At 62.3% G+C, this 11,241-nt stretch carries 12 protein-coding genes and 4 tRNA genes; 1 reads left to right on the top strand and 15 read right to left on the bottom strand.

Annotated features, from left to right (window positions below; genetic code table 11):
- From rnc to DW136_RS01705, 15 genes are all read right to left on the bottom strand, one after another.
- A complete protein-coding gene (rnc, locus tag DW136_RS01635) occupies window positions 1-726 on the bottom strand; it encodes a ribonuclease III (RefSeq protein ID WP_117716046.1) in 726 nt (241 codons plus the stop codon).
- A 3-nt stretch (window positions 727-729) separates the two neighbouring features.
- Window positions 730-972: an acyl carrier protein gene (locus tag DW136_RS01640; RefSeq protein WP_055309519.1), complete on the bottom strand. Its 243-nt coding sequence runs from the start codon at window positions 970-972 to the stop codon at window positions 730-732.
- A 114-nt stretch (window positions 973-1,086) separates the two neighbouring features.
- A complete protein-coding gene (plsX, locus tag DW136_RS01645) occupies window positions 1,087-2,106 on the bottom strand; it encodes a phosphate acyltransferase PlsX (RefSeq protein ID WP_117716045.1) in 1,020 nt (339 codons plus the stop codon).
- Window positions 2,107-2,193: 87 nt separating this feature from the next.
- Window positions 2,194-2,373 carry a 50S ribosomal protein L32 gene (gene rpmF, locus DW136_RS01650; protein ID WP_022094017.1) on the bottom strand — a complete coding sequence of 60 codons (180 nt, stop codon included), beginning with the start codon at window positions 2,371-2,373 and terminating at the stop codon, window positions 2,194-2,196.
- 64 nt (window positions 2,374-2,437) lie between these two features.
- Window positions 2,438-2,992, bottom strand: coding sequence for a DUF177 domain-containing protein (locus DW136_RS01655; protein ID WP_055309521.1), 555 nt, complete (start codon window positions 2,990-2,992; stop codon window positions 2,438-2,440).
- Entirely contained in the window at window positions 2,992-3,489 is a 498-nt protein-coding gene (locus DW136_RS01660; protein WP_040358176.1) for an ATPase, read from the bottom strand. The genes DW136_RS01655 and DW136_RS01660 overlap by 1 nt, the downstream gene beginning before the upstream one ends.
- A gap of 68 nt (window positions 3,490-3,557) precedes the next feature.
- Window positions 3,558-4,055 (bottom strand): pantetheine-phosphate adenylyltransferase, encoded by a 498-nt coding sequence (gene coaD, locus DW136_RS01665; protein WP_117716044.1) that lies wholly within the window; start codon window positions 4,053-4,055, stop codon window positions 3,558-3,560.
- Window positions 4,048-4,704: a 16S rRNA (guanine(966)-N(2))-methyltransferase RsmD gene (gene rsmD, locus DW136_RS01670; protein ID WP_117716043.1), complete on the bottom strand. Its 657-nt coding sequence runs from the start codon at window positions 4,702-4,704 to the stop codon at window positions 4,048-4,050. Before rsmD ends, coaD begins: the two co-directional genes overlap by 8 nt.
- Window positions 4,701-6,878, bottom strand: a complete 2,178-nt coding sequence (gene recG / locus DW136_RS01675; RefSeq protein WP_118288952.1) for an ATP-dependent DNA helicase RecG — start codon at window positions 6,876-6,878, stop codon at window positions 4,701-4,703. The genes rsmD and recG overlap by 4 nt, the downstream gene beginning before the upstream one ends.
- A 10-nt stretch (window positions 6,879-6,888) precedes the next feature.
- Window positions 6,889-8,550 carry a DAK2 domain-containing protein gene (locus tag DW136_RS01680; RefSeq protein ID WP_117564154.1) on the bottom strand — a complete coding sequence of 554 codons (1,662 nt, stop codon included), beginning with the start codon at window positions 8,548-8,550 and terminating at the stop codon, window positions 6,889-6,891.
- A 27-nt stretch (window positions 8,551-8,577) separates the two neighbouring features.
- Window positions 8,578-8,967: an Asp23/Gls24 family envelope stress response protein gene (locus DW136_RS01685; RefSeq protein WP_187361832.1), complete on the bottom strand. Its 390-nt coding sequence runs from the start codon at window positions 8,965-8,967 to the stop codon at window positions 8,578-8,580.
- A 161-nt stretch (window positions 8,968-9,128) separates the two neighbouring features.
- A tRNA-Asn gene (locus DW136_RS01690) sits at window positions 9,129-9,203 on the bottom strand.
- Window positions 9,204-9,237: 34 nt separating this feature from the next.
- Window positions 9,238-9,312: transfer RNA gene (locus DW136_RS01695), tRNA-Asn, on the bottom strand.
- A gap of 34 nt (window positions 9,313-9,346) precedes the next feature.
- Window positions 9,347-9,421 (bottom strand) — tRNA-Asn (locus DW136_RS01700).
- Between the two features lie 34 nt (window positions 9,422-9,455).
- Window positions 9,456-9,530 (bottom strand) — tRNA-Asn (locus tag DW136_RS01705).
- A 280-nt stretch (window positions 9,531-9,810) separates the two neighbouring features.
- Here DW136_RS01705 and DW136_RS01710 point away from each other — a divergent pair.
- Window positions 9,811-10,938, top strand: coding sequence for an IS110 family transposase (locus tag DW136_RS01710; protein ID WP_147351629.1), 1,128 nt, complete (start codon window positions 9,811-9,813; stop codon window positions 10,936-10,938).
- Window positions 10,939-11,241: the final 303 nt, after the last annotated feature.

Genomic DNA, 11,241 nt, shown 5'->3' on the forward strand with positions numbered 1-11,241 from the left:
TTACACGTGCTTCTTGTTGAGAATCACGCCGTTGGTGGTGTAACCCATGCGGTCGAGCGCTTCGAGCGCGGCGGCTCCCTCGGCTTCCTTCTTTGAGGAGCCGGAGCCGCGACCCTGGCGAATACCATCGATCAAAACCACGGCGGTGAAGGTGGGCGCATGCGCCGGGCCCTCGGAGCCAACGAGCTTATACGCCGGGGGTTCATGACCGTCGGCTTGCACGCACTCCTGCAAAAACGACTTGGGGTTTGCAGGATGCTCGGCACGCTCGGAAGCCAAATGCGGTTTAAGCGTACGATGGATAAACTCCGCTGCGGCATCCCAGCCGGCATCCAGGTACAGTGCGCCCACGAGCGACTCGTAGACGTTCTCGAGCGCCGAATGCAGGCCGCGCGCACCGGTACCGGTCTCGGAGGCACCAAAGATGATGATGTCGTCGATGCCCAGCTCGTGAGAAACCTCGGACAGCGTAGCGCCCGAGACAAGCGATACCTTCAGGCGTGTGAGCTTGCCCTCGTCAAACTCCGGATAGGACTCAAACAGGGAGCGTGCGACCACGGCGCCCAAAATGGAATCGCCCAAGAACTCAAGGCGCTCATAGCTGGCAGAAACCGGCTGGCCCTCGACTGCCGAGGGATGCGTAAGGGCCGCGCGCAGCAGCACCTTATTATTGAACTCGTGGCCCAGAATTTCCTGGGCGCGCGTAAGTCGTTCAGACAAAGCCAAGACCTAGGCCTCCCTGGCGTTTTCGATGGCGTCGACGGCGTCGGCGACAGAGTTGAGCGAGAGCAGAGTCTCGTCATCGATCTCGAGGTTAAACTCGTCCTCGATAGCCGTAACCAGCTGCAGGCGCTCGAGCGAGTTGGCATCGAGATCGTCAAAGGTGGTCTCATCGCTAATTTCGGCAACATCGACGCCCAGAACGTCAGCAGCGACCTCGGCGATCTTGTCGAAGATTTCGGAGCGGTCCATAGCGCTTCCTCTCATAGTGCATGAATACCAAAAGAATGGTACCGCCCGGGCGGTACCAAGACACGGTTCTGATTCTACCCCACGACGCACGCCCCGAGACGCATAACGCCGCTGTTATAAAACGATACCGTCCATAGAGTTGGCGACGTTCTCGACCAGCCCGGCGCGCACGGCTTCGGCCGCCGCGAGCGTACCGTTTTTAACAGCCTCGACCGAGGTGGCGCCATGGCCGATCAGGACCACGCCGCGCAGGCCCAAAAGAATCGCGCCGCCCTTGGCGTCGCCAGAGAGCTTGGCTTTAATCTCGCGCATCTGCTTTTTGATGAGCAGCGCGGCAATCTTGGTGCCGAGCGAAGACATAAAGGCACCCTTGAGTTCCTGCAGCAAAAACTTGGCAGCGCCCTCGGTGGCCTTGAGTGCGATGTTGCCCGACATGCCGTCGGCAACGACGACATCGAAGTTACCGGAGGTGATGTCCGTTCCCTCGCAGTTACCCACAAAGCCGGGAACGGCGGCTTTCATGGCCGGGAAGCACGCCTTGGTAAAGTTGGAGCCCTTCTCGTCCTCGGTGCCATTGGCAAGCAAGCCCACGCGAGGATGCTCGATGCCCAGGACAACGCGGGCATAAGCGCTACCCATCTGGGCAAAACGCACCATGTCGTCCACCTCGACATCGGGGTTGGCGCCCATGTCGCACAGCACCGTCAGGCCGCCGGCACGATTGGGCAGCGCATTGGTCAAACAGGGGCGCACCGGCTGCTTCTTGCCTTCGGCCATATATCTAAACGGTGTGACGTAGGCGGTCGCGGCAGCGGTCATGGCGCCGGTGGAGCCGGCGGAGAAAAACGCGTCCGCGTTGCCCTTTTTGATGGCGCGGCAGGCAAGCACGATCGAGGACTTGCGCTTGGTCATCACGGCGCGAATGGGATCGTCATCCATGGCGATAATGTCAGGGGCTTCCAGAGCCTCCACACGCGCATGGGCCGCGGCAAAGGGATTGACGATTTCGGCGGGACCGACTGCCAGGACCTCGATATCGGGATCGGCGGCAAGCGCAGCCTCGATACCATCGAGAACAACCTGAGGTTTCTCGTCTCCGCCCACAACGTCTACACAAACGCGAACGTTACTCATATACATACTCCTTATACAAAAATGGCCGACTCATTGAGCCGGCCATTGTGGTTCCATTTGGAACGGCATCGCATCCAGAGTATACCGTTACTCGGTAACGATAACCTCGCGGTCCTTGTAGAAACCGCAGCTGGGGCACACGTGGTGCGGAAGCTTGACAGCGCCGCAACGGGGGCACGTGGACTGAGCCGCAGCCGAGATCTTCATGTTGGCGGAACGACGGGTGTGAGTGCGGATACGACCCTGCTTTTGTTTAGGTACGGGCATAGTGACCTTCCTTATGAACTATCCAGTGTGGCGATTACGCGCAAGTAGCGATACTACCACAGTTTTACTCGTCGAGCTTGAGATTCTTCAATGCTGCAAATGGATTTTCCGTGGCAGCGGCCCATTCTGCCTCTGCCTGGGCGGCGCAATCGCATTGCTCGACGTTGAGATTGCAACCGCAAGTGGGGCACAGGCCGCGGCAATCGGGCTTGCACAGAACGACAAACGGCGTGTCCATGACGACCGCGTCGTTGATGGGCTCACCCAGATCGACGATGCGGTCCTCACCCAGGAGCTCGTAGCCGTCCTCGTAGGCCTCGGGATCCTCGGGCTCCTCGAAGAGGTAGAACTCCTCGATCTCGCCGGCGATATCAAACGAGGCGGGCTCCAGGCAACGGTCGCACTCGCCGGTGGCGTGCGCGCGGACCATGCCCGTGAGCAAGACACCGGTACCGGCATTGGTAAAGACAACGTCGTAGTCGATGCCGTCCTGTAGCTGGTACTCCTTCTCGCCCACCGTGTAGGTGGCAACATCGACCTTGCCGGTCAGCGGATACGAATCACCAGGAAACTCGAGCTGCTCAGAAAGATCGACGGTAACGCTCGGGAACTCAGCCATTACCACTGACCATTCTGTTGGGCGGCACCCTCGTTGAGCTGCTGACGGCAACGGGTAACGGTGCCGGTCAGGCTCTTGAGGTTCTCCTCCAGGTGCGTAAAGACCTGCTCTGCGTAGTCCTCGGCAGCATAACGCGTCTCGCGCTCGTACTGCTGGGCACGATCGCGGATGTCGTCGGCCTGCTGCTGTGCCAAGCGGACGATCTCCTGCTCACCGGCAATGGTGAGGGCCTGCTGCTGAGCGTCGGCGATGATGGAATCGGCCTGAGCGGCGGCGGAAGCCATAAGCTCCTCGCGCTCCTTAAGGATACGGCGGGACTTCTGCCACTCCTCGGGATAGCTCATGCGGATCTCGTCGAGGATGTTGAAGAACACGTCGGCGTCGATGACCTTGAACTGAGCGTTCTTGCCGAAAGGCGGCTTGGCTTCCTCGATCAGCCCTTCGAGCTCATCGACCAAGCTGACGATCCTATCGCCAGGAAAATTCTCGCCCGGCATCCAGTCTCCTTTCATAGGTAACATATCATCGTGCTAGTTTACCACATGCCACCAGGCAATAAAAAACGTCACGAAAAGCGGTGTCTGAGCGCTTCGACCACGTTGGGCGGGACAAACGTCGATACATCGCTGCCGAGCGAGGCGATCTGGCGAACGACCGAACTCGAGATATAGCCGTACTGCGGCGCACTCATGACAAAGATGGACTCCAACTCGTTATCCAAGCGATAGTTGAGGTCTGCCTGCTGCAGCTCGTACTCAAAGTCGGTCATGGCGCGCAGGCCCTTGACCACGGCCCCCGCCCCCTGCTCGCGAGCGAAGTCGACCAAGAGGCCGGTAAAGGGCAGGACCTCGACGCCGTCGATATCACCGAGCGCCTCGCGAGCCAGCGCCACGCGCTCATCGAGCATAAACGTGGTGCCCACACCGTTTTTACCCTGCGACTCGGCGACAGCGACGATCACGCTGGGAAAGATGCGGCGGGCGCGGCGGATGACGTCGATATGGCCAAACGTGATGGGATCGAAGGTGCCCGGGACGATCACGCGGTTGATGGTGTCACTCATGGGCGTTCTCCTGAACCGTCATGGCATCGTTGTTGTAAGCATCGGTGCCGGCGCAATCTTCCTCACTATCGTCATCGCCGACCCAACGAAGCAGGTCGACCGAGGTAATGCCGTAGCGCTTCTCGCGCACGATCTCAAAGCCTGCCGGATGCGCGCCCGCATCGGCGGCGGCATGCTCAAACAGGGCATAAGCGCCAGGTGCAAGCAGACCCTGCTGAGCCAGGTTCTGCAGCAGTATCTCGACCGGCTCGGCACCAAAAGCATAGGGCGGGTCGAGCAGGACCAGATCAAAGGGGCCGCCCGGCACACGACCGCGCGAGGCGCTCGCCAGCATGTCGCCCGTTACCACGCGCCAACGCGCACGGTCACGGCAGAGCGACTCGATATTCTTGGTAATGAGCCGCGCGGCATTCCGATCGATCTCGAACGTCGTGAGTGAGCGGGCACCACGTGAGAGCATCTCTAACCCTAAGGCACCGGAGCCGCCAAAAGCGTCCAGCACGCGGACCTCGTCCAGATCGAAGTCGAATGCCGACATGACCATAGATGCGCATGCCTCGCGCACGCGATCGGTCGTGGGGCGGGTGACATCGCGACCACGGGGCTCCTCGATCTTACGACCGCGCCATTCGCCGCCGATGATTCTCATCCTCCGCTGACCTCCTTAAAAATGTGTCGATATCGCATGGCGACCGCATCGCGCAGGGGGCGCGTCGCCACGGAGTCAAGGTTGCAAGCATACCGCAAGAGCTCGACCGCGTCCAAATGGGCCCACTCGATCAGCTCCTCGTCGGCATCCAGGTCGACAAAGCGCAGAGTCACACCGCCATGCTGGCGGTACCCCAGGATTTCGCCCTCGTGGCGCAGACGAAGGTCCATCTGGGCGAGCGTAAAGCCGTCCGAGGTCTTTTCGAGCGACTGGAGACGCTCTTGCGCCGCCGAAGCGCCGCCGTTGCCCTTGGAGTGCGTCATGACCAGGCAGGTGCCCGACACGCTGCCGCGGCCCACGCGGCCGCGCAGCTGGTGCAGGGCCGCCAAGCCAAAGCGCTCACCGTTCTCGATGACCATGACGGTGGCGTTGGGCACGTCGACGCCCACCTCGACCACCGTAGTCGAGACGAGCACGTCGATCTCGCCGCGCTTGAAGGCATCGATAACCTGGTCCTTCTCCCCCGCTGGCATACGGCCGTGAAGGCGCTCGATGGCAAGACCCGGCAACGCCAGACGCAGGCGATCGAGCTCGGTCGCCGTATCGTGCAGCGGCACGGGGACCGTCACGCGGCCCTCGTCGTCGCGGGCGATACCGGGCACGTCCTCAAGCTCATCGACCGAGTCACTCGGCTCCACGAGCGGGCAAATCACGTAGGCCTGCTGACCCTTTTCATGCGCCTCGCGGATGGCGCCATAGGCAAGGTCGCGGCTCGACTCGGTAAGCACGCGTGTCATCACGCCAGCGCCAGGGACGGGCCGATGGCGGATGATGCTCGTGTCCAGATCGCCGTAGACCGAAAGCGCCAGCGTACGTGGGATGGGCGTTGCCGTCATAACGAGTAGATCGGCACCAGGGCCCTTCGCACGCAGGGCGTTGCGTTGGCCGACGCCAAACCGGTGCTGCTCATCGATGACCACGAGCGACAGATGCTTAAACGCCACGTTATCCGAAAGCACCGCGTGGGTGCCAAAGAGGACATCGAGCTCGCCCGATTCCAGCTGGGCATGGATCCGCTCGCGCTCGGCCGCCGGCGTGGCGCCCGTCAGGAGCGCCCAGGTCATGCCAGCCTGCGAGAGCAAGGGGCCGGTCTTATCGGCATATTGACGCGCCAGCACGCCCGTGGGCGCCATAACGCAGGCCTGCGTGCCGCTATCGGCAGCCACAGCCAGCGCGCAGGCGGCAACAGCGGTCTTGCCGGTACCGACATCGCCCAGCAGCAGGCGGTTCATCACGCGCCCGCCATCGCACATATCGCGCAGGATATCTTGGAACGCGGCCTCCTGCTCGTCGCTCAGCGAAAACGGCAGGGCCTGCTTAAGCGCGGCCAGGTGCTCGCCCGCGGCGTGGGCATAGGGCACCACATCGACCAGGCCGCCGTCGTTGCGCAAGCGCAGCGCCAGCTGAAGGTAGAGGCACTCCTCGTAGGCAAGGCGTGCGCGCGCGATATCGCGCTCAGCCATGCTCGAGGGAAAGTGGATCGATCGAAGGGCACGGGCATGGCTCATCAGGCGACGTTTAACGCGTAAGCGTGCCGGAATGGGATCAAAGGGATTGCCGACGACCTCGAGCGCGCCGCTTACGATACGGCGCATCCATGCCTGACTCACGCCGTCACTCACGTAATGGACCGGCAGGATAGTGCCCGCGGCGCGCCCTTCCTCAAGCTTTTCAAAGTGCGGCGAGGCCATCTGCTTAAAGCCGTAGGCAAACTCGACCTTACCCATTACGGCCAGGCGGTCGCCCTGCTTAAGCTGCTGGGCAATCCAGGGCTGGCGGAAAAAGGCGACCTGCAGCACGCCCGTCTCGTCAACGAGTGAGACCTCGGTCACCTGCATGTGCGGACGAGGCTGCTTTTGGACGATACGGTCGACCGTGGCGATGATGGTACACACGGTACCGATGGGCGCCATCTCGATGGACCAGGAGCGCGTAAAGTCCAGGTATCGATGAGGGATATGGAGAAGGAGGTCCCCCACCGTCCGAATTCCCAGACGGCGAAGGGCCTCCTCACGTTTACCCGAAACATATTTGAGTCGCGCGATATCCTCGTCGAGCGCATTGCTCTGGGCAAAGCGCTCCGAGACGCGCGGCACGGAGCACAGTTCGGACATGGGCAGTTGCCTACTCGATCGAGAAGATCACGGGATAGAGCGGCTGCTCGCCACGATGGGCGTCAATCTCCAGATCGGGCTGAGCCTCCTCAATGGCATCGACAATCTCCTGGAAGGCCTCATTGGACAGTTCCTCGCCTGCCAGAATCGTCAGCGCGTCGCCCTCCTCTTCCTCCTGCATACGGTTAATGCAATCGAGCGTGACCTGCTTCACGTCGGAGCCGACCACATCAATGGAGCCGGCAATGATACCCATGACGTCACCGGAGTGAATCGGCGAGCCGTCGGAGGCGCTGGAATCGCGCACGGCACGGGTGACCTCGCCATCGCGAACCTCACTGATGGCGTCGACCATAGCGGCGACGGCATCCTCAAGCTCGGAATCGGGTAGGACCGCGAACAGCGCGGAGAAGGCCTGCGGAACGGTCTTGGTGGGAACGACGGCGACCTTCTTGTCGGTGCAGGCTGAAGCAGCGGCCTCGGCGGCCATGCGGATGTTGCCGTTGTTGGGCAGGATGATGACCGAGGTCGCGTTGACCTGGTCGACGGCGCCCAGCAGGTCTGCAGTCGAAGGGTTCATGGTCTGGCCACCCGAGACGATCACGTCAACGCCGAGAGACTTGAGGATGTCTGCCTCGCCGGAACCGGCGGCAACGGCGACAAAGCCCAGGGCCTTCGCGGGCTCGGCGGCCTTTTCCTGGTCCTCGTGGATCTTGGCAGTACGGTCGTGGGCCTCCATCTCCATGTTATGGATAAAGACTTCGTAGATCTGACCAAGCTGCAGCATGTGCTCGAGCACCAAGTTGGGGGTGTTGGAGTGCACGTGAATCTTGTAATCGGGGTAAGCACCCACGAGCAGCTCGCAGTCGCCCATGGAACCCAGGAACTTGAGGCACTCGTCCTCGTCAAAGGGAGCGTCGGCCTTAAAGAGGAACTCGTTGCAGTAGCGGAATTCCGAGCCCTCCCAGTCGTCGTTGGCCTCGATCTCAACACGACCAAGGGCCGCGTCGCGGGCAGAGCAGGCGGAATCAAACGTGGCGGAGAAATCCTCGACAACGGTGCTGCGGCCAAGAGCGGCGGCAACAAAGTTCTCAAGGAAAATAGCAAAGCCAAAGGCGCCGGAGTCGACCACGCCGTTCTCCTTCAGAACGGGCAGCAGGTCGGGCGTGCGGGCGACGGACTGGTAGGCCTCGACGACGATGGCGTCGAGCGCGTCCTCGGCCGAGAACTTCTTCTTTTCGCACTCGTCGGCCTTGGTCGAGACATCGCGCAACACCGTGAGGATCGTACCCTCGATGGGCTTACGGACGGCCTGGAAGGCAACCTTGACGGCACGACGGAAGGCGAAGGCGATGTTGGCGGACGTAATGGGCTCGTCGGCGGAGACAAGGCCCTCGGCCACGCCGCGCAAGATCTGCGAGGTGATGACGCCGGAGTTGCCGCGGGCGCCCATCAGGGAGCCGTGGGTGATGGCGCCGGCGATGGCCTCCATGTCGGCGTCGGCGGGAAGGGCAGAAAGCTCCTTGGTCACCGAGGCGAGCGTGAGCGACATGTTGGTGCCGGTGTCACCGTCGGGCACGGGAAAGACGTTGAGCTTGTTGATCTCCTCGGCCTTGTCGGAAACGGCAGCCGCAGCGATCGGAAAACAGGTGCGAATGGTCTTTGCAATCATGGGTATTTAAATCTCCGTTTTCGGATGCTAGTTCAGACGGCTCTTGAGCGCGTCGATATGGATGCCGATCTTAAGGCTGGCGGGATCGATCTGGGCGATCTCCTGCAGGGTGAAGGCAACGGAGCTCGAAAGATTGTGGCAGACGGATTTCATGTTGACGCCGTTCTCGAGCACGACGTGAAGATCGACCGTAAGGCCGTTCTCGTCGGCGGAGACAAGCACGCCCTTGCGGAGGCGCTGACCGGCAAGCAGGCGCACGCTCTCGGCGCCTTGGAGCTGCTCAGCCATACCGACGACGCCATAGCACGTCATCGCGGCATAACCGGCAATATCGGCAATAACGTCGTTCGAGACGCTCAGGCTGCCGTTAATGGTCTCAGACACAAGAATCTCCTTATCTGGTGCTCGCGGCACCATGTCGTGGGAGCAATCATTGCAATATTCTACAACGACCGCGCCATGTTGAGGTGGTGGGTCGCGGGATTACATCCTCGACACGAAATGTTGATATGGCAACGTTCGAGTCAAGTGGTCGCGGCATGAAAAAACCCGCCGCATAAGCGACGGGTTTTACAACCTGGCTCCCCGGGTAGGACTCGAACCTACAACAGCGCGGTTAACAGCCGCGTGCTCTACCATTGAGCTACCGAGGAATTTAAAAGCCCAGCGGAATGGGCTGAGAAATTCTGGCTCCCCGGGTAGGACTCGAACCTACAACAGCGCGGTTAACAGCCGCGTGCTCTACCATTGAGCTACCGAGGAATTTAAAAGCCCAGCGGAATGGGCTGAGAAATTCTGGCTCCCCGGGTAGGACTCGAACCTACAACAGCGCGGTTAACAGCCGCGTGCTCTACCATTGAGCTACCGAGGAATTTAAAAGCCCAGCGGAATGGGCTGAGAAATTCTGGCTCCCCGGGTAGGACTCGAACCTACAACAGCGCGGTTAACAGCCGCGTGCTCTACCATTGAGCTACCGAGGAATAGGTGCGTGCTCTCAAGCAACGAAGTTTATTATACGGACGAATCAGCTTAGGGCAAGAACTTTTTTAAGAAATTTTCTCGCCTTGATCCCTTGGGGACGGCCTAACTGCCGGCACCGGCAACGGAAACGCCGATGTTTTGACAATGCCAGACACTATGACCCAATCCAGGGGCACGGAAACGACAGGAGCCCCCGCTCGTGACCGCGGGTCGGGGCTGCGACAATGTTGTTGAAGTGCCAGAGGCGCAGCCGCGCCGCAACGAGGTTGGGAGGCTCCCGTGCCTAGATATTCTACCGCCTTCGGAATGGACGTACACCTCAGGTCCACCACCGTCTGCGCGCTCGACGCGGAGACGGGCGAGGCCGTGACGAGGAGGTTCCGCGGCAACCCCTGGGGCGAGGTCGCGGAGTGGATGTCGGGCTTCCCCGGCCCGTCGCTCGCCGCCTACGAGAGCGGCTACCTCGGCTTCGCCCCGCAAAGGGAGCTCTCCGGGCTCGGCGTCGACTGCGTCGTCGCGGCCGTCTCCAAGGTCCCGAGGTCGGCTGCCGACCTCTCGTCCAAGAACGACCGCAACGACGCGGCCAGGATGGCCAAGGCGATACTGTCGCACGACGTCACCCCGGTATGGGTGCCGTCCCCCGAGATCGAGGGGCTCAGGGACCTCGCCGCCGCCCACGACGCCGCGACCGCGAGGCTCGCGGCGGCGAAGCAGCGGCTCCTGGCGTTTCTAGCCCGCCGCGGCTATGTCTACGGCGGCACGACGCCGGCCGGCAACCCCCGGAAGTACTGGACGTACGGCTTCCTCAGGTGGCTCGACGGCATACACCCCGCCGACGACGGAGGCATCCGGGCGCTTGCGGCGCTGAGGAACGAGGTCGAGGCGGCCGACGAGACGAGGGGGGCCCTCCTCGCCGAATACAGGGCCGCCGTCGCGGCGGGCCCCCTCTCGGCCGAGGTCGAGGCGCTCCAGTCGATCAAGGGGTGCGGGTTCGCGCTCGCCGCCGCCTTCGCGTCCGAGGTCGGCGACTTCTCGAGGTTCCGCTCCGGCAGGCAGGTGACGTCCTACTTCGGCCTCGCCCCGAAGCAGAGGTCGAGCGCGGACTCCGTGCGCCTCGGCGGGATCAGCGGGGCCGGCAACGCGCTCGTCAGGAAGCTGGCTGTCGAGGGGTCCTGGTGCTACGCCCAGGCCGGCCACCAGCCGAAGCTGATGCCCAAGGGCTCCGGCGTGCCCCTCGAGATAAGGATGCACGGGAGGAAGGGATCCGAGCGGCTCCTGCGCCGCCGCGAGGAGATGCTCGCCCGCGGCATGCCCCAGGCGAAGGCCAACGCGGCCACCGCGGCCGAGCTCGTGAGGTGGCTCTGGGCCCTCGGCACGATGTGCCGGGAGGGCGCGGAATGGACATAGCCCCCGCCCCGGCGAGCCGGGCGGCCTTCGGGGATACCCCCTATTTCGCTGTGCGCGCGGAGCCCTCCGCATGCGCCTCGACAGACTTGGGGAACCCCGCCGAAGGAGAGGATTGCGGGCCGCCGGAGCGGTATCCGCGGATATGAGACTGAGCCGAAGGCGTCGATGACATGCCGGGGGCGGACCGGGACGGGTTTAACGGCAGGCCCCGCCGACCGATTGCAAGCGGTCGGCGGGGCCATTGTGGCCCTTGACAGCGGATTGGGTCATATGAGCGAAAACCCGCCAGAGCGAGCAAGGTGC

Origin of the sequence: Collinsella sp. AM12-1 (genome assembly GCF_003472325.1) — a bacterium.
Lineage (GTDB): Bacteria > Actinomycetota > Coriobacteriia > Coriobacteriales > Coriobacteriaceae > Collinsella.

What these genes read in the sequence shown, in the direction of transcription:
- DW136_RS01685 (WP_187361832.1), bottom strand. Translation starts at nt 8,967, where the DNA reads ATGGTGCCGCGAGCACCAGATAAGGAGATTCTTGTGTCTGAGACCATT.
- coaD (WP_117716044.1), bottom strand. Translation starts at nt 4,055, where the DNA reads ATGAGTGACACCATCAACCGCGTGATCGTCCCGGGCACCTTCGATCCC.
- plsX (WP_117716045.1), bottom strand. Translation starts at nt 2,106, where the DNA reads ATGAGTAACGTTCGCGTTTGTGTAGACGTTGTGGGCGGAGACGAGAAA.
- DW136_RS01660 (WP_040358176.1), bottom strand. Translation starts at nt 3,489, where the DNA reads ATGCCGGGCGAGAATTTTCCTGGCGATAGGATCGTCAGCTTGGTCGAT.
- rsmD (WP_117716043.1), bottom strand. Translation starts at nt 4,704, where the DNA reads ATGAGAATCATCGGCGGCGAATGGCGCGGTCGTAAGATCGAGGAGCCC.
- rpmF (WP_022094017.1), bottom strand. Translation starts at nt 2,373, where the DNA reads ATGCCCGTACCTAAACAAAAGCAGGGTCGTATCCGCACTCACACCCGT.
- DW136_RS01640 (WP_055309519.1), bottom strand. Translation starts at nt 972, where the DNA reads ATGGACCGCTCCGAAATCTTCGACAAGATCGCCGAGGTCGCTGCTGAC.
- DW136_RS01680 (WP_117564154.1), bottom strand. Translation starts at nt 8,550, where the DNA reads ATGATTGCAAAGACCATTCGCACCTGTTTTCCGATCGCTGCGGCTGCC.
- recG (WP_118288952.1), bottom strand. Translation starts at nt 6,878, where the DNA reads ATGTCCGAACTGTGCTCCGTGCCGCGCGTCTCGGAGCGCTTTGCCCAG.
- DW136_RS01655 (WP_055309521.1), bottom strand. Translation starts at nt 2,992, where the DNA reads ATGGCTGAGTTCCCGAGCGTTACCGTCGATCTTTCTGAGCAGCTCGAG.